Source organism: Rhizobium sp. CB3171, assembly GCF_029714265.1.
Classification (GTDB): Bacteria; Pseudomonadota; Alphaproteobacteria; order Rhizobiales; family Rhizobiaceae; genus Rhizobium.
This window is the reverse complement of the sequence record NZ_CP121652.1, coordinates 1,568,729-1,591,587: the sequence shown is the minus strand read 5'-3', so window position 1 is coordinate 1,591,587 and position 22,859 is coordinate 1,568,729. Positions and strand designations below refer to the sequence as shown.

The 22,859-nt window shown below is 58.9% G+C and carries 19 protein-coding genes; 17 read left to right on the top strand and 2 right to left on the bottom strand.

Annotated features, from left to right (window positions below; all coding sequences use genetic code 11):
- Positions 1 to 5: 5 nt before the first annotated feature.
- The 7 genes from QA648_RS07820 (at position 6) to QA648_RS07790 (ending at position 7,294) form a co-directional block, all read left to right on the top strand.
- Positions 6 to 761 carry a glycerophosphodiester phosphodiesterase family protein gene (locus QA648_RS07820; RefSeq protein ID WP_283050642.1) on the top strand — a complete coding sequence of 252 codons (756 nt, stop codon included), beginning with the start codon at positions 6 to 8 and terminating at the stop codon, positions 759 to 761.
- Positions 762 to 873: 112 nt separating this feature from the next.
- Positions 874 to 1,680 carry a UDP-2,3-diacylglucosamine diphosphatase gene (locus tag QA648_RS07815; RefSeq protein ID WP_104823276.1) on the top strand — a complete coding sequence of 269 codons (807 nt, stop codon included), beginning with the start codon at positions 874 to 876 and terminating at the stop codon, positions 1,678 to 1,680.
- 166 nt (positions 1,681 to 1,846) lie between these two features.
- Positions 1,847 to 3,067 (top strand): MFS transporter, encoded by a 1,221-nt coding sequence (locus QA648_RS07810; protein WP_283050640.1) that lies wholly within the window; start codon positions 1,847 to 1,849, stop codon positions 3,065 to 3,067.
- Between the two features lie 154 nt (positions 3,068 to 3,221).
- A complete protein-coding gene (locus tag QA648_RS07805; RefSeq protein ID WP_283050639.1) occupies positions 3,222 to 4,382 on the top strand; it encodes an MlaE family lipid ABC transporter permease subunit in 1,161 nt (386 codons plus the stop codon).
- Between the two features lie 12 nt (positions 4,383 to 4,394).
- Entirely contained in the window at positions 4,395 to 5,258 is an 864-nt protein-coding gene (locus QA648_RS07800; RefSeq protein WP_104823273.1) for an ATP-binding cassette domain-containing protein, read from the top strand.
- A gap of 9 nt (positions 5,259 to 5,267) precedes the next feature.
- The gene (locus tag QA648_RS07795) at positions 5,268 to 6,638 is read left to right on the top strand and encodes an MlaD family protein (RefSeq protein WP_104823272.1); all 1,371 of its coding nucleotides are present in this window, start codon (positions 5,268 to 5,270) and stop codon (positions 6,636 to 6,638) included.
- A gap of 38 nt (positions 6,639 to 6,676) precedes the next feature.
- A complete protein-coding gene (locus QA648_RS07790; RefSeq protein ID WP_283051263.1) occupies positions 6,677 to 7,294 on the top strand; it encodes an ABC-type transport auxiliary lipoprotein family protein in 618 nt (205 codons plus the stop codon).
- Between the two features lie 105 nt (positions 7,295 to 7,399).
- On the opposite strand, the gene QA648_RS07785 is transcribed toward QA648_RS07790, so the two are convergent.
- Positions 7,400 to 7,798: an SRPBCC family protein gene (locus tag QA648_RS07785; RefSeq protein ID WP_283050638.1), complete on the bottom strand. Its 399-nt coding sequence runs from the start codon at positions 7,796 to 7,798 to the stop codon at positions 7,400 to 7,402.
- A 298-nt stretch (positions 7,799 to 8,096) separates the two neighbouring features.
- Between QA648_RS07785 and gndA the strand changes: the two genes are divergently transcribed.
- Complete coding sequence (gndA, locus tag QA648_RS07780) at positions 8,097 to 9,524, top strand: NADP-dependent phosphogluconate dehydrogenase (RefSeq protein ID WP_104823269.1); 1,428 nt, start codon at positions 8,097 to 8,099, stop codon at positions 9,522 to 9,524.
- 64 nt (positions 9,525 to 9,588) lie between these two features.
- On the opposite strand, the gene QA648_RS07775 is transcribed toward gndA, so the two are convergent.
- Positions 9,589 to 10,623 (bottom strand): LacI family transcriptional regulator, encoded by a 1,035-nt coding sequence (locus QA648_RS07775; protein ID WP_283050637.1) that lies wholly within the window; start codon positions 10,621 to 10,623, stop codon positions 9,589 to 9,591.
- A 461-nt stretch (positions 10,624 to 11,084) separates the two neighbouring features.
- On the opposite strand from QA648_RS07775, the gene QA648_RS07770 reads away from it, so the two are divergent.
- From QA648_RS07770 to QA648_RS07730, 9 genes are all read left to right on the top strand, one after another.
- A complete protein-coding gene (locus QA648_RS07770; RefSeq protein ID WP_104823268.1) occupies positions 11,085 to 12,320 on the top strand; it encodes an ABC transporter substrate-binding protein in 1,236 nt (411 codons plus the stop codon).
- 218 nt (positions 12,321 to 12,538) lie between these two features.
- Entirely contained in the window at positions 12,539 to 13,444 is a 906-nt protein-coding gene (locus QA648_RS07765; RefSeq protein ID WP_104823267.1) for a sugar ABC transporter permease, read from the top strand.
- Positions 13,445 to 13,448: 4 nt separating this feature from the next.
- Positions 13,449 to 14,378, top strand: coding sequence for a carbohydrate ABC transporter permease (locus tag QA648_RS07760; RefSeq protein ID WP_283051261.1), 930 nt, complete (start codon positions 13,449 to 13,451; stop codon positions 14,376 to 14,378).
- Positions 14,379 to 14,381: 3 nt separating this feature from the next.
- Positions 14,382 to 15,473, top strand: a complete 1,092-nt coding sequence (locus QA648_RS07755) for an ABC transporter ATP-binding protein (RefSeq protein WP_283050636.1) — start codon at positions 14,382 to 14,384, stop codon at positions 15,471 to 15,473.
- A 56-nt stretch (positions 15,474 to 15,529) separates the two neighbouring features.
- Positions 15,530 to 18,007: a glycoside hydrolase family 2 protein gene (locus tag QA648_RS07750; protein WP_283050635.1), complete on the top strand. Its 2,478-nt coding sequence runs from the start codon at positions 15,530 to 15,532 to the stop codon at positions 18,005 to 18,007.
- A gap of 81 nt (positions 18,008 to 18,088) precedes the next feature.
- A complete protein-coding gene (locus tag QA648_RS07745; RefSeq protein ID WP_283050634.1) occupies positions 18,089 to 18,850 on the top strand; it encodes a sugar phosphate isomerase/epimerase in 762 nt (253 codons plus the stop codon).
- A 10-nt stretch (positions 18,851 to 18,860) separates the two neighbouring features.
- Complete coding sequence (locus QA648_RS07740; protein WP_104823262.1) at positions 18,861 to 19,994, top strand: Gfo/Idh/MocA family oxidoreductase; 1,134 nt, start codon at positions 18,861 to 18,863, stop codon at positions 19,992 to 19,994.
- Between the two features lie 69 nt (positions 19,995 to 20,063).
- A complete protein-coding gene (mgrA, locus tag QA648_RS07735) occupies positions 20,064 to 21,095 on the top strand; it encodes an L-glyceraldehyde 3-phosphate reductase (protein ID WP_283050633.1) in 1,032 nt (343 codons plus the stop codon).
- Positions 21,096 to 21,230: 135 nt separating this feature from the next.
- Positions 21,231 to 22,841, top strand: a complete 1,611-nt coding sequence (locus QA648_RS07730) for a glycoside hydrolase family 43 protein (RefSeq protein ID WP_283050632.1) — start codon at positions 21,231 to 21,233, stop codon at positions 22,839 to 22,841.
- Positions 22,842 to 22,859 lie beyond the last annotated feature (18 nt).

Genomic DNA, 22,859 nt, shown 5'->3' with positions numbered 1-22,859 from the left:
CCTCCATGACCCTCATTGCTTCCCACCGCGGCGGTTCGCATCTTTGGCCCGAAAACACCAGGCTCGCCTTTTCCGAAACCGCTAAACTCGATGTCGATCTCGTCGAATTCGACGTGCATCAGACGCGTGAAGACAAGCTCGTCGTCCATCACGACGCGCTGATCGACCGCATGACGGACGGCAAGGGCGCGATCGCCGACTTAAGCCATGACGAACTGATGCGCCATATCGTCATCGGCAGCGGCGGCGAGACCATTCCGACACTTGCCGAAACCATCGACATCTTCGGGCCGTCCGCGGTCGACCTTCGGCTGGAGATCAAGACGAGGCTGGACGGCAAACCATATGAAGGCATGGAAGGCCGTATTGCGGACGAGTTGCTGGCGACCGACATGCTGAAGCGGACAATGGTGACCAGTTTCGCGCTCCCGCGCCTGGAAGCTTTCAGTGCCGCGCTTGAGGAGCGTGGCCTGAATGTCGGCGAGCTTCTCGGCCTCATCTTTCTCTGTTCGCCGCAGACAGCCGCGCAAATCGGCTGGAGAGGTATTCTTGCCGCGCTTGGCCGGTTTGGCGTCCACGAGATTGCCTTGCGGGCCGACACCATCGATGCCGAAGTGATGGACCTTTTTCGGAAAAGCGGCGTGACGGTGCATGGCTGGGCGGCGCATACGAGTGAAGCGGCAAGGGCGATGTTTCGCCTCGGCGTCGCAAGTTTCACAACCGATCGGCCGGATCTCGCCATAGCTGCAAAGCGCGGCTGATCGTCCGCAACAGGCCTCTCGCACAGGATTTGTCATCATCCTGAAACACGAGTCTGATTTTGGAATAGCCAACGTAGGATAGGGCACGGACATTGAGTTCGTGAATGAAAACATGAATGTCAGGCGGTTTCGAACGCTATTCATTTCTGACGTGCACCTGGGCTCGAAAGCAGCCAAGGCGGACTATCTGATCGATTTTCTGCGTCATCACGAAGCGGACACCATCTTCCTTGTTGGTGATATCGTTGACGGCTGGCGGCTGAAGCGCACTTGGTACTGGCCGCAAGATTGCAACGACGTGGTGCAGAAACTGCTGCGCAAGGCGCGCAAGGGCACCCGCATCGTCTATATCCCCGGCAATCACGACGAATTCCTGCGTGATTTCCCCGGCATGCATTTCGGCGGCATCGAAGTGGCCGAGCGGGCGATCCACGAGACCGCCGACGGCAAGAAGTATCTCGTCCTGCATGGCGACGAATTCGACGTCGTCGTTCGCAACGCGCGCCTGCTCGCCTATCTCGGCGATTGGGCCTACGATATGGCCATCCTGATCAATGTCGGCCTTGCCGCCGTTCGCCGCCGCCTGAACATGCCCTATTGGTCGTTCTCGGCCTGGGCGAAGCTTCAGGTCAAGCATGCGGTCAATTTCATCGGCGAGTTCCAGCGCGTCGTGGTCGAAGAGGCCAAGCGCAACGATGCCGACGGCGTCATCTGTGGCCACATCCATCATGCCGTCATCGAGGACTTCGATGGCATCCGCTACATCAACACGGGCGACTGGGTCGAAAGCTGCACGGCGATCGCCGAGCATGAAGACGGCACGTTCGAGCTGATCACCTGGCAGTCGATCACCGAGGCACAGCCGGTCAGCGCCGCCGTCGAGGACGTGTCGGAAGCGCTCGGGGCACAGGCGGCGTAATTTGCGCCGCTTCACGGGTCCGATAACGGCCCGTCACAATTTTTGATCGCTGCAATCTGACGACAGCCTCATATTTTATCCGAAACGTTTCGGTTCGGCTATTTCTCGCCATAGTCGTATTCACGATGGAGTGATAGGGAACAATCAGTTTCCCTTCAGGTCTGTCATGATTCCCGCGACAAAATCTCTCCCGGGCGAGGGCGCGCCTCCGCATTTTCGTCTGCGCACCGCCTTGTCCTATTGTGCTCCGTTGCTCGTCAACGGCATTGCTCTGCCGTTTTTCCCAGTTTGGCTGACGGGACTGAATTTCGGTGACCGCGAGATCGGTCTTATCCTCGCCGTGCCGATGGTGGTGCGCGTTCTCGTCGTGCCCATTGTCGGAATACTTGCCGATCGCGTGGATGAACGCGCGAACGTGTTGTTCTGGTCGGGCGCACTGTCACTGCTGACGGCGATCGCGCTTTATTGGACGAGCGATTTCTGGCCGGTGTTGCTGGTCTACGCCATTCAGGGGGCGACATACGCGCCTTACGTCCCTGTCGTAGAATCGATTGCCATTTCCGGCGTGCGGCGCTGGGGGTTCGATTATGGCTCGATGCGCGTCTGGGGATCGATCGCCTTCATCTTCTCGACCCTTATCGGCGGTCAGATGATCGGCAAATGGGGTGCCACCATGGTTCTGCCCACCATGGTCGGGGGCTTCTTCCTGACAACCATGATGGCTTTCTTCTGTCCGCGCATCGGGCCGACACGCCGGCGCAATCAGCCGATCAACCTGCAGGCGCCGACCGGCGGGGGGCTGCGCTCGCCGCAATTGCTGATCACCATGATCGGTGTGTCGATACAGCAGTCGAGCCATGCCGTGATGTACACGTTTGCATCGATCTATTGGCGCAAACTCGGTTTTTCAGGCACGGAGATCGCCATTCTCTGGAGCGCAGGGGTAACGGCGGAGGTCATGGTTTTCTTCCTGTCGAAAACACTGAGCCGTCGCTTCAGTGCCTGGACGCTGATTTTCTTCGGTTCGAGCGTGTGCGTCCTGCGCTGGATACTGTTTCCGATCAATCTCGGTTTCGCCGGCTATCTCGTGCTGCAATGTCTTCACTCCTGCACCTATGCCTGCGTCCATACCGGCATTCAGCGCCGCATCGTTGCTTCGGTGCGGGAAACTCAGGAAGCATCGGCCCAGGGCTCCTATTTCTTTTATAACGGCATGTTCCTCGGGCTGATGACCCTGGCGTCCGGCTATCTTTACGCGTGGCTCGGTCCTTCCAGCTACTATGTCATGGCCGGTGTTGCCGCCTTCGGCCTCGCTATGGTGATCCTTGCCCGCAATCTTCAACCGCGCAGTTCCGCGTTTGGCGAAAGGGCGGGCGAGGCCTCCTGAGGCCGTGCGAAACGAATTCATTTGGATATCAAAATGCTATGGCCTATTTTGACATCGGCTTGGCATGGAAATCGCGTATGCACTCGGATATTAACCATTTGCGTCGAGCTGGGATTCCTGAGTCGGCGATTGTGACGCAAGACCTGAAAGACGCATGAGTTTGAAAGCAGCCGAACAGAAACCCGATGCACCAAGGATCGATGACGAGCCCGATGGCAACGGGCATCGCTATCGGCTGGAAGGCAATTGGCGCAGCGCCAATGTGCATGGCGTGCTGCGGCAGATCGATCAGCTTACGAAACAGCGCGGCGGCGATCAGGTGGTGATCGATCTTTCCGATCTCTCCGATGTCGATACCGCCGGTGCGCTACTGATCCGGCGCCTGAAGGAGAGCCAGGAAGGGCATGGCGCCAGCGTCAGGATCGAGGGCTCAAACCCCCATATCGATGAGCTGTTGACCGCCTTTACCGAGGAACCGGACAAAGAGGTCGCGGAGCCCAAGCCGAGGAAATCCTTGGCGGAACGGTTTTTTGCGCCGATCGGCGAAAGCGTCTACGAAATCTGGGGCAACCTCATCGCGGCCATGTACATTCTCGGTTCGGCGGTGCGCGGCGCGCAGCTCAAGTTTGGGCGCGGCAGCGGTGTGTCGCCCGCTTCGATCGTCAATCAGATCGACCACATGGCGGTGCGCGCCGTGCCGATCATCCTGCTGATGTCTTTTCTGATCGGCGCGATCATCGCGCAGCAGGGCGCATTCCAGCTTCGCTATTTCGGCGCCGAAATCTTCGTCGTCGATCTCGTCGGCATCCTGCAATTGCGTGAAATCGGCGTGCTTCTGACCGCCATCATGATCGCCGGCCGTTCGGGCAGCGCCATTACTGCCGAAATCGGATCGATGAAGATGCGCGAAGAAGTCGATGCGCTGAAGGTCATGGGTCTCAATCCGGTCGGCGTTCTGATCTTCCCGCGATTGGTGGCGTTGACCGTCGCGCTGCCCTTGCTGACGATCATTGCAAACTTCGCCTCGCTTGGCGGTGCGGCGGTGGTTGCCTGGGCCTATTCCGGTATCACCTTCGCCACTTTCGTTTCGCGCCTGCACGAAGCAATCAGTCTCTCCACCGTCATCTCGGGCATGATCAAGGCGCCGTTCATGGCGCTCGTCATCGGCATTGTTGCTGCGGTCGAAGGGCTGAAGGTGGGTGGCAGCGCCGAGTCTCTCGGTCAGCATGTGACGCAGTCCGTTGTGAAATCGATTTTCGTGGTGATCCTCATGGACGGGCTTTTTGCCATGTTCTATGCAGCGATCGATTTCTGAGGGTTGCCAGGGATGAGCGCGCTTCACTCGGAAATCCCGATGGATAAGGATGAGCAAGGCAGAGACGTCGTGCTATCGGCACGGGATGTCACCGTCGCTTTCGGATCGAAAGTGGTGCTCGATAAATTGAACCTGAATATTTACCGCGGCGAAATTCTGGGCTTCGTCGGCGCTTCCGGTGCGGGCAAATCGGTGCTGCTGCGCACGGTATTGCGACTGCTGCCGCGCCGTTCCGGCGTCATCGAGATTCTCGGCGAAGATTACGACAAGCTCTCGGAGCCGGAACGCAACGGGCTCGATATGCGCCTGGGCGTGCTTTTCCAGCAGGGGGCATTGTTTTCTTCCCTGACCGTGAAGGAAAACATTCAGGTGCCGATGCGGGAATATCTCGATCTGCCGCAGGCGCTGATGGACGAGCTGGCGCATCTGAAAATCCGGATGGTAGGGCTCGCCGCCGATGCCGCCGACAAATACCCGTCCGAGCTTTCCGGCGGCATGATCAAACGTGCCGCCCTCGCCAGGGCCTTGGCGCTCGATCCCGATCTCGTTTTCCTGGATGAGCCGACCTCCGGCCTCGATCCGATCGGCGCGGCGGAGTTCGACGAGCTGATTGCCAAGCTGCGGGATACGCTTGGCCTCACCGTCTATATGGTGACCCACGACCTCGACAGCCTTTTTTCCGTCTGCGACCGTATTGCCGTTCTCGGACAGAAACGGGTATTGGTGGAGGGTACGGTTGAGGACATGCTGGCTTGTGATGACCCGTGGGTGCAGTCCTATTTCCGAGGCAAACGTGCGCGATCAATCGTGCCGCGGGAGGACATCGGGCATCGCAACGACGACAATGGCGCAGGCGCCCACAGCCGCGGGAAGTGACTAGAGACTATGGAAACCAAAGCCAATTATACGATCGTCGGGTTCTTTACGCTGCTGGTTATCGCGGCTGCCTTCGGCTTTGTCTATTGGATGGCGGAATATGGCCGCGGCGGTCCAATGGCCGAGCTGGTCGTTCGCATTCCCGGTTCGGCAAACGGCCTCAGCGTCGGCTCGCCCGTGCGCTTCAACGGCATTCAGGTCGGCTCGGTACAAGGGCTTTCGATCGATGCCGATGATCCGAACTATTCGCTGGCCTTTACCGAGGTGCGCGCCGATGCACCGGTCTATACGTCCACCAAGGCCATTCTAGAAATCCAGGGCCTGACGGGTGCCGCCTATATCGAGCTTTCGGGCGGCCGCAAGGGTGACGAGAACATCCTCAAGCGCTCGATCGAAACCGGTAAGCGGGCGGTATTGCTCGCCGATCAGTCGAGCGTGACAAACCTTCTCACCACCGCCGACAAGATCTTGAACCGCGCCAACGACACGATCGGCGACATACAGGGTTTCATCACTGATTCCCGCGGGCCGCTGACCGATACGGTGCGCAACGCTCAGAAGTTCTCCAAGGCGCTGGCTGACAATTCCGACAATATCGACAAATTCCTCGCCAGCGTCGGACAGCTCTCCGATACCATCAAGAGCGTGTCGCCACGCGTCGAATCGACGCTGGATGCGGTCGAGAAGCTGGTGCGCGCGGTCGACGCCAACAAGATCAACGACGTCGTCAACAATGCCGACAAGATCACCGCCAATGTGGCTGACGCGACGACCGATCTGAAGGCGACGATCGCCTCCTTCAAGCAGACGGCCGATACCTACACCACCTTCGGTCAGAACGCGCAAAAGACCCTCGACCGCGTCGACGCGATCGTGGCGCAAATCGATCCGAACAAGGTGAAGGGGTCGATGGACGATATCGCAGAGGTGACCAAGGACGCCCGGAAGGCCGTCATATCCATTCGCGATGTCGCCAATTCGGTGGCGGCCCATCAGCAAGATATCGACGTGACGATCGCCAATGCCAAGGATATTTCCAACAAGCTGAATTCCGCCTCCAACAAGGTCGACGGCATTCTTACCAAGGTCGATTCGCTGCTCGGCTCCGGTGATACGAAGTCGCTGTTTGCGGAAGCCAGGGACACGCTCCAGTCCTTCAAGACGATGGCGGACAATCTCAACGCCCGGATCGGGCCTATCGCCGATAACCTGCAGAAATTTTCGAGTGGCGGCCTGCGCGACGTGCAGTCTCTCATCAATGATATGCGAGGCACGGTTGACAATCTTAATAACACAATCACTAACTTTGACCGCAATCCGCAGCGCCTGATTTTCGGCGGCGATACCGTCAAGCAATATGATGGCCGGGCGCGGCGTTGATGAATAGCGATTTTTGGGCTGCAGGGGACAGGCGGAATATGGTCGGTTGCGTTTCGCGTGAGCGTCATCATGTGTACCGGAGGGCGGCTTTTATTCTGCCATTGCTTGCAGCCTTGCTGAGCGGCTGCGGCGCTGCCGCAGTCAACGACACATATGATCTCTCCGCTTCGGTCAAGGCGAGCGGCCCCTCGGTCAAGAGCCGGCAAATTCTGATACCGCAGCCGACGGCGCTGCAGGCGCTTGACAGCAACCAGATCGTCATCCGCGTTTCGCCGTCGGAAATCCAGTATCTCAGCAAGTCGCAGTGGAGCGACAAGCTGACCCGGATAGTGCAGTCGAAGCTGGTCGAAGCCTTCGAAAATACCGGCAAGCTCGGCGGCGTCGGCGTGCCGGGGCAGGGGCTGGCGATCGATTATCAGATCGTCACAGACATCCGTTCCTTCGAGATCGATACCGCGGCGGGCCAGAAATCGGCAAGTGTCGAAATCTCGGTCAAAATCCTCAATGACCGCTCGGGCACGGTCAAGACGCAGAGTATCTTCCGCAAAGTCGTGCCGGTCAGTGGCGGCAGCAATACCGATTTCGTTCGAGGGCTCGACACGGCCTTTGCCGGCGTGACGGCAGAGATCGTCGATTGGACGCTACGCTCTATTTAGGGCAGTACCGGGTACGGCAAAAGCCGTTTTCCTGCCGTAGTTACGAGAACAAAAGACGGTGCGATTCTCCGTTCGATAAAAGGCAGAACCGTCCTCTGGGCCTGTCTATCGTTCCATCATGGACTTCAACGTGCCCAGATCCTTCTGTATATGCGCTGCGTCTGCGGCGAATTGCTCGTCAGTCATGCCCGGCAGCTTCAGCAGCAAGAACATGACCTCGCAGCCATCGCCATTCGGTGCGACCCGAAGTGCGTTATGGACCTTCAGGCCGGATTCGATCGTCACGGTATGATCGATGACGCCGAATTCGTTGCGGGGCGTGAAGCTGACGCGGACAGTGCCGAGAATGCCTTTGGCAACCCAGTCCTCGCCATCCTGCTCCAATCCGGATGCGAGCCCGGAGGCCCAAAGCGGCATGTTCTCCGGACGGCCGGCAAAGCCATAGACTTCCTTCCAATGGCGATCGATGGAGATATGAACGATCCTTGCGGTCATGGTCGACATGGATGCCTCCTCCTGTATATTTGAGTTTGATGAATTGCAGAATTGGGTCGCAGGCGGCTCAACGGAAAGGCTGCAGTTTTGAAGAATCCTGGGGCATTCTTGCACGGTCCTGCAATGGAGACGATTCGAAGCTGGCAAAGGCTTGCCGTTTCACGCCCGGAGTGCAACAACATCGGACTAACGCCTGACCCGAAAATCGGAGTCGATTTCCGGGTTATGTGTCATTTCAAAGTGTTACTGCGTCCTTTGCTCGTCTCAAGGTCGTGCAGCGCAGTAAGCAGCCCATTGGAGGATTGTCGTGGAAAAGGCAGAAATCGGACTGATCGGTCTCGCTGTCATGGGATCGAATCTGGCGCTCAACATTGCCGAAAAAGGCAATAAAATCGCGGTATTCAACCGCACGCCGCAAGTTACGGATGAGTTCTATGCGAACGCCGGTGCGCTGAAAGACAAGATCATTCCCTGCAAGACAATCGAGGAGTTCGTCGACGCGATCCGTCCGCCGCGGCCGATCATCATCATGATCAAGGCTGGCGAGCCGGTCGACCAGCAGATGGCGGCGTTGCAGCCGCATCTCGACAAGGGCGACATCATGATCGACGCCGGCAATGCCAATTTCCGCGATACGATTGCGCGTTTCGATCGCCTGAAGGATACCGGCCTGACCTTCATCGGCATGGGTGTCTCGGGTGGTGAAGAAGGCGCGCGCCATGGTCCGTCGATCATGGTCGGCGGCACCGAAGAATCCTACAAGCGCGTTGAGAAAGTGCTGACGTCGATCGCCGCCAAGTACAAGGACGATCCGTGCGTCGCCTGGCTCGGCAACGATGGTGCCGGTCATTTCGTCAAGACGATCCATAACGGCATCGAATATGCCGACATGCAGATGATCGCCGAAATCTACGGCATCCTGCGCGACGGCCTCGGCAAGAGCGCGGCCGAGATCAGCGACATCTTCGGTGAATGGAACAAGGGCCGGTTGAACTCCTACCTGATCGAGATCACCGAGAAGGTTCTGGCCGCCAAGGACCCGGCGACTGGCAGCGCCATGCCCGATGTCATCCTCGACAAGGCCGGCCAGAAGGGCACCGGCAAGTGGTCGGCAATCGAGGCACAGAACATGGGCATCCCGGCGACCGCCATCGAAGCTGCCGTCGCAGCCCGCAGCCTATCGGCCATCAAGGGTCAGCGCGAAGCCGCTCAGGAGATTTTCGGCACACCGGACTATAAGTTCCCCATCGGCTTTGGTCCCGATTTGCTGAAAGACCTGGAACTGGCCCTCTTCGCCGCCAAGATCGGTGCCTATGCACAGGGCTTTGCCGTGATGGCGGAGGCCTCGAAGGAGTTCAATTGGTCGCTGCCGATGCCGGTCATCGCCAAGATCTGGCGCGCGGGCTGCATCATCCGTTCGCAGTTCCTTGACGAGATCACCAGCGCCTTCACCAAGGCGCCGGATGCAGCCAATCTGATCGTGACGCCGGCCTTCGCCGGCATGGTCAAGGAATCGATCCCGTCGCTGCGCCGCATTGTTTCGGCGGCCACGGCATCCGGCCTGCCGGTTCCGGCGCTGGCCTCGGCGCTGACCTATTTCGATGCCTATCGCCAGGCCCGCGGCACTGCAAACCTCATCCAGGCGCAGCGCGACTTCTTCGGCGCCCACGGCTTCGATCGCGTCGATGGCAAGGACATCCATCACGGCCCTTGGGGCAGCGGCGCGAACGGCTAATCGTACACTTTCGGATTGACGAGACAAAAGGGCCTGCCGGACATCCCGGTGGGCCTTTTTCCTGTCAGCTCTTCGGCCAGACGGGTGGGCTGATGCTTTGCAGCAATTCGGGCTCGACGCCGTCTATGCGCGCTATGACCGCCTTACCCAATTCCCGACCGGCCTGGCGAAAATCCTCGAGGATCGAGATGATTTCCGGGCGTATCCAGCTCAGCACATCAGTCGATTGCTTGGCGACCATATCGATATCGTGGCCGAGGCGAAGACCCGCCGCTTCGAGGCCGGCATTGACGGCGATGGCGCCGGCGCTGCTGGAACAGACGAAGCCGTCAGGCGCATGCGAGGAGCGCATCAGCTCTTCGACAGTATCCTTGATTTCGGCAAGCGTCGTGTCAGTGCTGGCCCTCAGCGGAACCTCCTGGGCGTTGCATTCACGCAGGCCCGTTTGGAAGCCGATCTGGGTGTGCAGGTAGTAGGTGAGCTTGGCCGGCGGCTGCAAAAGCGCGATGCGCCGTCGTCCCCTGCCGACCAGCGCGCGCACCGCTTCGCGTGCGAAAGCTTCGTTGTCGAAGTCGTGAAAGGGATGGGAAATCCCCATATTCGTCCGTCCATGCGTGGCGAAGGGCATCCCGCGCTCATGCATGAGTTCCACACGCGGATCGTCCGGCTCCGTGCGCGATATGATAACGCCATCGGCCGAGCCGGTGTCGAGAATGTAGCGCACGGGGACCAACGGATCCTTGCTGTGCGAGTGCGGCGTAATGACGAGGTGATATTGCGTGCCGGCCAGAACCTCGGAGATGCCGAAGACCATCTGGCTGGTGAAACCCATGATTTCCTCGTCGATGCTAAGGACCAGCGCGATAACGTTGGTCTTGCCGGTTCTCAGGCGCACGCCGGCGCGATTGGGCTGATAACCCAATTGACGGGCGACCATGCGCACCCGCTCCTTGGTTTCGGCGCCAATATCCGGGGCATCCTTTAGGGCACGCGACACGGTGGTTATTCCGAGCCCGGTCATGAAGGCGATCGTTTTGAGCGTCGGTCGTTCGTGCGTCGATTGTGTAGTGCCGCTGCCGGAAATCTTCTTACTGTCCATGTCGTGCAATGCTGCCTCCCGGCCGCCTCCCGCGACCATCCGCTTATATTGCCTGCAGCGGCGCCGCAAGCATATGCGCGATGTGGTCACTCCTCCTCCGTTTCGAAAATCTGTAACGATACAGTAGAAAAGTCGAGCGCTTTTTCTGACGTCGGGGAGGCCGGAATACCCAGTAGTTGAATCCACAGGCTCTGCCAAAAATTTTTGCAATTGCGAAAGGAGTTTAAGAAATCTTAGCGGAAAATTCTCGATATATGATAATTAAATCAAAGCTTTGTTGATTAGGATTCAGATGATTTAGCCGGTTGAATTGCCGGACATGTTGGCTTCTTCCGAAATGAGAAATGTAATCTGGAGTCGTATATTTGAATTTGCGAAAAAATTTTGCGGGCGAGCGGTTGCGCGTTGAAAATGATTGGACTACGTTTTTCCGGTAACGTTTCAGTGAGGGAGGAGAACTCATGAATATTCGTTTGATGGCTGTCGCATTGGCTGCTTCCGTCGTGTTACCATTTGGTGCGGCCAAGGCGACCGACCTGGAAGTGACCCATTGGTGGACGTCCGGCGGTGAAGCCGCCGCCGTGGCCGAATTGGCAAAGGCATTCGACGCGACCGGCAATCACTGGGTCGATGGTGCGATTGCCGGTTCCGGCAGCACGGCGCGTCCGATCATGATCAGCCGACTTACTGGAGGTGATCCGATGGGCGCCACCCAGTTCAACCATGGCCGCCAGGCCGAAGAGCTTGTGCAGGCCGGCCTCATGCGTGATCTGACCGATGTCGCTACGCAGGAGCATTGGAAGGACATCATTCGCCCATCCAGCCTGCTCGACTCCTGCACGATCGACGGCAAGATCTATTGCGCGCCGGTCAATATCCATTCCTGGCAGTGGCTCTGGCTTTCGAATGCCGCCTTCAAGAAGGCCGGCGTTCCGGTCCCGAAGAACTGGGATGAGTTCGTCGCCGCCGCTCCCGCGCTGGAGAAGGCAGGCATCGTTCCGCTCGCCGTCGGCGGCCAGCCGTGGCAGGCTGCGGGCGCTTTCGACGTCTTGATGGTCGCCATCGCCGGCAAGGACACCTTCCAGAAGGTGTTTAGCGACAAGGATGCGAAAGTGGCCGCCGGACCGGAGATCGCCAAGGTCTTCAAGGCTGCCGACGACGCCCGCAAAATGTCCAAGGGCTCCAACGTTCAGGATTGGAACCAGGCGACGAACATGGTCATCACCGCCAAGGCCGGCGGCCAGATCATGGGCGACTGGGCACAGGGCGAGTTCGCCTTGGCGGGCCAGAAGGCCGGCACGGACTATACCTGCCTCCCGGGTCTCGGCGTCAACGAAGTCATCTCGACGGGCGGTGACGCGTTCTACTTCCCATTGCTGAAGGACGAGGCCAAGTCGAAGGCTCAGGAAGCGCTCGCAAAGACGCTGCTCGATCCGAAGACGCAGGTTGCCTTCAATTTGAAGAAGGGCTCGCTGCCCGTGCGTGGCGACGTGGACCTTGCCTCCGCCAACGACTGCATGAAGAAGGGCTTGGAGATCCTGAAGAAGGGTAACGTGATCCAGGGTACGGACCAGCTTCTTTCTGCCGACAGCCAGAAGCAGAAGGAGGACCTGTTCTCCGAATTCTTCGCCAATCCTTCGATGACGCCGGAAGCGGCTCAGAAGCGCTTCGTCGAGATCATCGCTGCGGCTGATTGATCTCAATCGTCTCGCTGTAGTGATACCGGCCCCCATTATAGCGGGTCCGGTATCACGGCTGGACACATGTTGTGAGCCGGCTAGCTGCAGCGATCCTTATGGGCGGCGAACCTGCACGGATGTGATGTTCGACCGTGGACGAGGAGGGAGTGAGAGGAGCCGCGGCCACTGACCCGGTTCCCGATCACCGAAGCAGTCGCGCTTCAGAAGGAGGTACAATGACGGGTCATGCGAAAGCCGACCGGCCAAATCAATTTCTGCGCAATCTGAATTCGAAGATTGCATCCATTCCGATGATCTTAACGGCTGTCGTCATCTTTATGGGTGGCACGATCTGGACGGTCGTTTATTCCTTCACCAATTCGAAGCTGCTGCCACGTCTGAGCTTCGTCGGACTGGACCAATACTACCGCTTGTGGGCGGCGCCGCGATGGGTCGTATCCATTGAAAACCTTGCCGTTTACGGCATTTTTTCCATGATCTTCAGCCTCGTCATCGGCTTTGTGCTGGCTGCGCTGATGGATCAGAAGATCCGGTTCGAAAACACCTTCCGCACGATCTTCCTTTATCCCTTCGCCCTCTCTTTCATCGTCACCGGCCTTGTCTGGCAGTGGCTGCTCAATCCCGAATTCGGCATCCAGTCGGTGGTGCGTTCGCTGGGTTGGACGACCTTCACTTTCGATCCGCTCTATACGCCGAGCATCGTAATCTACGGCGTGCTGATCGCCGCCCTCTGGCAAGGAACAGGCCTTGTAATGTGTTTGATGCTCGCCGGCCTGCGCGGTATCGATGAAGATATCTGGAAGGCAGCGCGTGTCGATGGGATCCCCATGTGGAAGACCTATCTGTTCATTGTCATTCCGATGATGCGCCCGGTCTTCATCACTACGCTGGTCATCATCGCCAGCGGTATCGTCAAGGTCTATGACCTCGTCGTCGCGCAAACGAGCGGCGGGCCCGGCATCGCTTCGGAGGTCCCGGCGAAATACGTCTACGACTACATGTTCCAGGCGCAGAACCTCGGTCAGGGATTTGCAGCTTCAACCATGATGCTGGTCACTGTCGCGATCGTCATCATCCCTTGGGCCTATCTGGAATTCGGCGGAGGGCGCAAACGTGTCTGATACCATCACTCTCAAGAATGCGAACAGCGGTCTCGCCTCGACTGACCAGACATATTCGGAACCGCAGGGTGCCAAGCCGCGCCGCGTGATTTCCGGCCGCAACATCATGCTCTACGGCACGCTCTTCGTTGCCGCCACCTACTATCTGTTGCCGCTGTATGTGATGATCGTCACCTCACTCAAGGGGATGCCGGAAATCCGGCTTGGCAACATCTTCTCGCCGCCGCTGGAGATCACATTCGAACCTTGGGTGAAAGCCTGGGCAACGGCTTGCACCGGTCTCAATTGCGACGGTCTTTCCCGCGGGTTCTGGAATTCCGTCCGCATCACCGTGCCGTCCACGATCTTCTCGATCGCTGTGGCTTCGGTCAACGGCTATGCGCTCGCCAACTGGCGGTTCAAGGGGGCGGACTTCTTCTTCTCGATCCTCATCATCGGCGCGTTCATCCCCTATCAGGTGATGATCTATCCGATCGTCATCGTGCTGCGCGAAATCGGCATCTACGGCACGCTTAGCGGGCTTATCCTGGTGCACTGCATCTTCGGCATGCCGATCCTGACCTTGTTGTTCCGCAATTATTTCGCATCGCTGCCGGTGGAGCTCTTCAAGGCTGCGCGTATCGATGGTGCGGGTTTCTGGCAGATTTTCCTGCGCATCATGCTGCCCATGTCGCTGCCGATCTTCGTTGTCGCCATGATCCTGCAGATTACGGGTATCTGGAACGACTTCCTGTTCGGTGTCGTCTTCACCAGGCCGGAGTATTACCCAATGACCGTGCAGCTCAACAATATCGTCAATTCCGTCCAAGGCGTGAAGGAATACAACGTCAACATGGCGGCAACGATCCTCACGGGTCTTGTTCCGCTGGTCGTTTATTTCGTCTCCGGGCGGCTTTTCGTCCGTGGCATCGCCGCCGGCGCAGTGAAGGGGTGATCCATGAACAGCAGCGTTTCCATCAAAGACCTGTCGCTCGATTTCGGCGCGGTCACCGTTCTGAAGAACCTCAACCTCGAGATCAACGACGGCGAGTTCCTCGTGCTGCTCGGCTCGTCCGGCTGCGGCAAGTCGACATTGCTCAACTGCATCGCCGGCCTGCTTGATATCACAGAAGGAAAGATCTTCATCAAGGGCAAGAACGTCACCTGGGAAGAGCCCAAGGACCGCGGCATCGGCATGGTGTTTCAGTCCTATGCGCTCTATCCGCAGATGACGGTCGAAAAGAACCTTTCCTTCGGGCTGCACGTCGCCAAGGTGCCGCAGGCAGAGATCGACAAGCGCATTGCGCGGGCGGCCGAGATCCTGCAGATCCAGCCATTGCTTAAGCGCAAACCGGCGGAGCTTTCCGGCGGCCAGCGCCAGCGTGTGGCGATCGGCCGTGCCCTAGTGCGCGATGTCGACGTGTTCCTGTTCGATGAGCCTTTGTCGAACCTCGATGCCAAGCTGCGATCGGAGTTGCGCGTCGAAATCAAGCGTCTGCACCAGTCGCTGAAGAACACGATGATCTATGTCACCCACGACCAGATCGAGGCGCTGACGCTCGCCGACCGCATCGCCATCATGAAGAGCGGTATCATCCAGCAGCTCGATGATCCGACGACGATCTACAACAAGCCGCGCAATCTTTTCGTTGCCGGCTTCATCGGATCGCCGTCGATGAATTTCCTGCATGGCGAACTGGTGAGCCGGGAGGGCAGGATAGCTTTCGCCACCAACAATGTGATTTTCTCGCTCGGTGGCTATAATGCCGGCGAGGCGTTGGAGCCGGGCCGCAAGGTCATTCTTGGTGTCCGGCCCGAGCATATCAAGGTGAATGAGGATCTGAGTCCCGACACCGAGGTGCACAACGCAACGGTCGATATCGAAGAGCCGATGGGCGCCGACAACCTGCTCTGGCTCAAGCACGCCGGCCACACTATGTCGGTGCGCATCAACGGAGCGCGGCGTTTCAGCCCGGCGACGCCGGTGAAGCTCGGCTTCGATATGTCGCTGGCCTCGCTCTTTGACGCACAAACAGAACTCAGAATATGATCATATGAATGGAGGCGGCACTGTCGCCTCCATCTGCAGCGGGTTCCGGAGGTCCGATGTCGTCTTCACTCAATGGCACTTTTATTATCGATTTGGCTGGTCAGTGGCGGCTTACCTCGCCGGACAGCGATCATTCACTTTCCATGCCTGTGCCGGGCGATGTCCACACCGCTCTTCATGCCGCAGACGTTATTCCGGATCCTTATTTCGGCCGAAACGAAGAGGTGGTGCAGTGGGTCGCGAACCAGGATTGGCAAATTGAGCGCCGCTTTACGCTCGATGACGCAGACGGCGACTGGTACCTCGACATCGACTATCTGGACACGGTGGCGAGTGTTTATGTCAACGACACCCTCGTGCTCGAGGGCAATAATTGCTTCCAGCGCTATCGGCCGGATGTCTCCAAAGCACTGAAGGCGGGCGAGAATACCATCCGCATCGTGTTGCATTCCAGCATCAAGGCGGGTGCCGAACTGCAGGCAAGGCAACCATTCTACATTCCCTACAGCACCGCCAATTCGCCGATCCCCAATGGCAATATGCTGCGCAAGCCGCAATGCCATTTCGGCTGGGACTGGAACATCGCCGTGGCACCGCTCGGCCTCTACGGCACGATCGCGCTGAAGAAGCTCGAGATCGCCCGTATAGAGAATATGGTCATCCGGCAGGAGCACAATGGCGACGGCTCGGTCGATCTCATCGTCACTGTAGCACTGTTTGCGAAGGGCATCGGCGTTGCCCAAATCTATTTCTCGCTCGACGACGAGCGTCTGCGGCTTGATGTCGGCGTCAATGCGGGCGAGACCTCGGTGACGCATGTCTTCCATATCGAAAGGCCGAAGCTGTGGTGGCCGGCCGGCAGCGGCGAACGGGCTCTTTATGCGCTCTCCGTCGAGACCAATTCCGAGACGGTAACGCGGCAGATCGGCCTGCGCACCGTCGAGCTGATCACCGACGAGGACGAAGCGGGCAGCCGTTTTGCGCTCAAGGTCAACGGGCGCGAGATATTCGCCCGCGGCGCCAACTGGATCCCGGCGGATGCGCTGTTTTCACGTTCGAGCCCGGCCTTGACCGAGGACTTGCTGCAATCGGCCGCGGCAGCGAACATGAACGTCATCCGCATCTGGGGTGGCGGTTTCTACGAGCATGACTGGTTCTACGATGTCTGCGACCGCCTGGGTCTGATGATCTGGCAGGACTTCATGTTCGCCTGCAACCTCTATCCTTCGACTGGCGATTTCCTCGGGAATGTCGAGGCTGAGGTCGGCTATCAGGTCAAGCGTCTGGCGACGCACCCGTCGATCGTGCTCTGGTGCGGCGACAACGAGCTGGTGGGGGCGCTTACCTGGTTCGAGGAATCCCGCAAAGACCGCGACCGCTATCTCGTCTCCTACGACCGCCTCAACCGGACGATCGAACAGGCCACTAAGAAAGCCGCGCCGGATGCGATCTGGTGGCCGTCGAGCCCGGCCTCCGGCTATCTCAATTTCGGCGATGCCTGGCATGCCGACGGCTCCGGCGACATGCATTATTGGTCGGTCTGGCACGAGAATAAGTCCTTCGACAATTACCGCTCCGTGCGTCCGCGCTTCTGCTCGGAGTTCGGCTTCCAGTCCTATACGTCGCTGCCTGTTATCAAGACCTATGCCGACGCCAAGGATATGAATATCGCGTCGCCGGTCATGGAGCTGCACCAGAAGAATGCCGGCGGCAACGAGCGCATCGCCGGCACGATGTTCCGCTATTTCCGCTTTCCGAAGGATTTTCCCAACTTCGTCTATCTGAGCCAGGTGCAGCAAGGCCTCGCCATCAAGACCGCGGTCGAATATTGGCGGTCGCTCAAGCCGCATTGCATGGGCACCATCTACTGGCAGCTCAATGACACTTGGCCGGTGGCTTCCTGGTCGAGCCTCGATTACGGCGGGCGCTGGAAGGTGATGCATTATTTGGTGCGCCGTTTCTTCCAGCCGGTTTCTGTCGCAGCCATTCCGTCCGAAGACAGCAGGACCATCCGTTTCTCGCTCGTCAACGACACGAATGCGGACGTCACTGCCGACATCGCGGTGTCGCTGCTCAAGCTCGATGGCGAGCGAGTCCCGCTGACGACCGCGCATGCGGTCTGCACACCGGATGCAGCCGTCACGGCGCTGTCGATCGATGCGTCTCAAGTACCGGCCGATTGCCTGTTGGCGTGGCATTTCACCGCATCGAACGGAATGGGCGGTGAGGGGCACTATGTTCACGGCACCTATAAGGCTCTGGAGCTACAGCCTGCGGGTCTGACGGTGTTGCGGGAGGAGATCGAGGAGAACGGCACGTTGGAACTCACCGTGACGGCGAAGGGATTGGCCCTGTTCGTGATGATCGAAAGCGAGACGGAAGGGCGCTACTCCGACAATGCCTTCGATCTCGCCGCCGGCGAGAGCCGCCGCATCGTCTTCACGCCGACCAAGCCGCTTGCCGGCAGCGTTCCCGATTTCCGCTTCTACGACTTGCACTCCAGTCAATCGTTGGCCAGCCAATCGGTAGACTGAGATATCCGGCCGCCTTTCGGCGGCGATTTACGGGCCTGAGGCCCAAAACAACAGGCCGCGAGGCCATTGGAGGAAATATCGATGACGAAACTTGGATTCCAGCTTTATAGCGCCCGCAATTTTCAGCCTTATTCGGATATCCTCCTAAAGCTCGGCAAGGCTGGGTATGCGGAAGTCGAAGGTTTTGGCGGCATCTATTCCGATCTGGACGAAGCTGGTTTGAAGAGCCTGCGTGCTGAGCTCGACCAAAATGGCCTGAGCATGACGAGCGGCCATTTCAGCCCGGATTTCCTCGATGGCGAAGTGCAGAAGTCGCTGACCATCGCCAAAATTCTCGGTATGGATTCGATCTATGCGCCGCATATCGGCGCCGATCAGCGCCCGAAGGATGCCGCCGGCTGGCTGGCTTTCGGCAAACGCCTGCATGAGATGAGCAAGCCCTACAAGGATGCCGGCTTCGAGTTCGGTTGGCACAATCACGACTTCGAATTCGTCAAGCAGGCCGACGGTTCGTTGCCGATCGAGCAGATCTTCGAGGGCGCTCCGGAGATATCCTGGGAAGCCGACATCGCCTGGGTGATCCGTGGCGGTGCCGATCCTTTTGCCTGGATCGAAAAGCTCGGTTCGCGCATTTCCTCCGTGCATGTCAAGGACATCGCTGCGCGCGGCGAAAACAAGGATGAAGACGGTTGGGCCGATCTCGGTCATGGGACGGTTCCGTGGCCGAAGCTGATCAAGGCGCTCGCTGGCACCAAGGCAAAGCATTATGTGCTCGAGCACGACAATCCGAGCGATATCGATCGCTTGATCACCCGTTCCATCGCATCCTTCAAGACCTACTGAGGCATCCCACATGACTAAGGAACTTGGCGTCGGCATCATCGGATGCGGCAATATTTCAACCACCTATTTCAAGCTTTCTCCGCTCTTCAAGGGTCTGAAAGTGCTCGCCTGCGCTGATATCAACATGGACGCGGCACGCCTGCGCGCCGAGGAATACAAGGTCAAAGCGCAGACCATCGACGAGTTGCTCGCCAATGATGAGCTCGACGTCATCGTCAATCTGACGATCCCGGACGCGCACTTCGCGGTTTCCAAGCGCATTCTGGAGGCCGGAAAGCACGTCTATTCCGAAAAGCCTCTGGTGCTGACGCTGGAGCAGGGCGAAGAATTGCGCCGCATCGCCAAGGAGAAGGGGCTTGCCGTCGGCTGCGCTCCCGACACCTTCCTCGGCGGCGCCCATCAGCTCGCCCGTAAGTTCGTAGACGACGGTGGCATCGGACGTATCACCTCAGGCGCGTGCTACGTCATGAGCCCAGGCATGGAAATGTGGCATCCGAACCCGGACTTCTTCTTCCTGCCGGGTGGCGGCCCGATCCTCGATCTCGGACCGTACTACATCGCCAATCTCATCAACCTGATCGGCCCGGTCAAGCGCGTCGGCGCCATGACGTCGATGGCGTCGGAAACCCGTACCATCACGAGCGAGCCGCGCAGTGGCGAGGTCATCCCCGTGAAGACGCCGACGACGATCCAGGCGCTCTTGGAATTCGTCAGCGGCGCAACGGTGACATTAACGGCAAGCTGGGATGTCTGGTCGCATCGCCATGCCAACATGGAGCTCTACGGCACCGAAGGTTCCCTCTACGTGCCCGATCCGAACTTCTTTGGCGGCACGGTCGAGGCCAGCGGTCGCAGCAAGGACATCGAGCCGCTCGGCGAATGGGCGCATCCTTTCGGCATTGTCAATCAGGAGAGCCCGAACGGCGCGCGTGCCAACTATCGCACGGCTGGTCTCGCCGACTTGGCGGCGTCGCTGATCGATGGCCGCGATGCTCGCTGCTCGCTCGACCGTACACTGCACGGCGTCGATGTCATGACCTCGATCCTGAAATCGGGTGCGGAGAACCGCTTCGTCGATCTGACCACGACCTGCACGCAGCCGGCTGCTCTCGGCATCGAAGAGGCGCAGGCGCTCTTGAAGTAAGCGCGCGAAAAGCTAGTTTGCGCGCGGGCGAGGAGTCCGCGCGCTTTTCATCTCAGAGGAATTGGAACCATGGCTTGGCAACCGGCATCCGATCGCTATGCGAACATGAAATACAACAGAACCGGCCGCTCCGGTCTGAAGCTGCCGGCGGTTTCGCTGGGGCTTTGGCATAATTTCGGCGGTGATACCCCGCACGACCGCAAGGTCGATATGTGCCGCACTGCCTTCGATCTCGGCATCACCCATTTCGACCTCGCCAACAATTACGGCCCGCCTCCCGGCAGCGCAGAGACCGCTTTCGGCGAGATCCTGCGCACCGAATTCGCCGGCCTGCGCGACGAGCTGATCATCTCTTCCAAGGCAGGCTATGATATGTGGCCGGGTCCCTATGGCGAATGGGGCAGCCGCAAATACCTGATCGCGTCCTGCGACCAGAGCCTGAAGCGCATGGGCCTCGACTATGTCGATATCTTCTATTCGCACCGCTTCGATCCGGACACGCCGCTGGAAGAGACCTGCGGCGCGCTCGACCATATTGTCCGCTCGGGCAGGGCGCTTTATGTCGGTATCTCCTCCTACAATTCGCAGCGCACCCGCGAAGCCGCCGCCATCCTGAAGGATCTCGGTACGCCTTGCCTCATCCACCAGCCGAGCTATTCCATGCTCAACCGCTGGGTCGAGGATGACGGTCTCATTGACACATTGGAAGAGCTCGGCATCGGCTCGATCGTCTTCTCGCCGCTCGCCCAGGGCATGTTGACGACGAAATATCTGAGCGGCATTCCCGAGGACAGCCGCGCCGCCCAGAACCATTTCCTGAAACGCGACTTCATCCGTCCGTCGATCACCGATAATATTCGCAAGCTCAATGGGATCGCGGAGAAGCGCGGCCAGACGCTGGCGCAAATGGCGATTGCATGGGTGTTGCGCGGCGGCAGGGTCACCTCCGCGCTGATCGGCGCCAGCCGCTCGTCGCAGATCGTCGATTGCGTCAAGGCGCTCGACAATCTCGAGTTTACCCCGGAGGAGCTGAAGGAGATCGATGTCTACGCCCGCGAGGCCGATATCAATCTCTGGGCCAAGTCGGCCGAGCGCGAATAAACATTCAAAGACGCCCGGAACCAGGTTCCGGGCGTTTTGCTTGGTCCTCGTCGTGACCGGTGCATCGTTGCCGGTGGCGTTTCCATTGCCGTACGAACGGCGCATATTGACGAGTTCTCTGAAGGAGATGGTCCCATGATCCGCAACCCGATTTTGCCGGGCTTCAACCCCGATCCATCCATCTGCCGCGTCGGCGAGGACTATTACATCGCCACTTCGACCTTCGAATGGTATCCGGGTGTGCAGATACACCATTCACGAGACCTCGTGAACTGGACGCTGGTACGCCGACCGCTGGAGCGGGCCTCGCAGCTCGACATGCGTGGCGAGCCGGATAGCTGCGGCATCTGGGCGCCATGCCTCTCCTATGCCGATGGCCTGTTCTGGCTGGTCTATACCGATGTCAAACGCTACGACGGCAATTTCAAGGATGCGCATAACTACATCGTGACGTCGTCGACGATCGAAGGCGAATGGTCCGAGCCCTCCTATGTCAATTCCTCGGGTTTCGATCCCTCGCTCTTCCATGACGATGACGGCCGCAAATGGTTCGTCAACATGCAATGGAACCATCGCACCGAAAGCTATGGCGGCTCGCCGAAGACGCCCGCCTTCGATGGTATCCTGCTGCAGGAGTGGGATCTGGCTACGAAATCGTTGAAGGGGCCGATCAAAAACATCTTTGCAGGCACCGAGCTTGGCTTGGTCGAGGGGCCGCATCTCTTCAAGCGGAACGGTTGGTACTATCTGACGACGGCCGAAGGTGGAACGGGCTACGACCATGCCGTCACCATGGCGCGCTCGCGCAACATCGACGGACCTTATGAGCAGCATCCAAACAAGCATCTCATCACCTCGAAGGATCATCCGGAGGCAGCATTACAGCGGGCAGGGCATGGCCAATATGTCGAGACACCGGACGGACAGTTTTACCACACGCATCTCTCCGGCCGGCCGTTGTCGCCGCATCGCCGCTGCACGCTCGGCCGCGAGACCAGCCTGCAGAAATGCGTCTGGAAAGAAGATGGCTGGCTCTATCTCGAAAACGGCACAGTTGTTCCCGATGTCGAAGTGCAGGGCCTGCGCAACGCCCTGCCGATCGAGAAGCCGCGCCGCAGCGGCTACAATTTCGATGGCGACAAGCTGCCAATGGATTTCCAGTGGTTGCGCACGCCGCAGTCGGAACGCATCTTCAGCCTGACGGAACGGCCTGGGCATCTGCGTCTGTTTGCTCGGGAAAGCATAGGCTCATGGTTCAAACAGGCGCTCGTCGCCCGCCGGCAGGAGCATCACAGTTTTCGCGCCGAAACGGTCGTCGAGTTCCAGCCCGACGCCTATCAGCAGGTCGCCGGCCTGACGCATTACTATAACAGGTTCAAACTGCATGCGATTGCCGTCACTTTGCACGAGAAACTCGGCCGCTCGGTCACCATCATGACCTGCGCCGGCGATTATCCCAATGGCCGGCTAAGCTTCCCGATCGGAGGTGGTATCTCCGTTCCGAATGGACGCATCCAGCTCGCCATGGAGATTCGCGACAACAACCTGCAGTTCTTCTGGCAGGCCGAGGGCATGGGAGCATGGCTGGCTATCGGCCCGGTTCTCGACGCTGGCGTCATTTCGGACGAGGGCGGTCGCGGGGAACATGGCTCCTTCACGGGCGCCTTTGCCGGCATGTTCGCCTTCGATACGTCGGGTCGGGCAAAGACGGCCGATTTCGACTGGTTCAATTACGACGAGCTCTGATTGTTTCGACTTTTGATC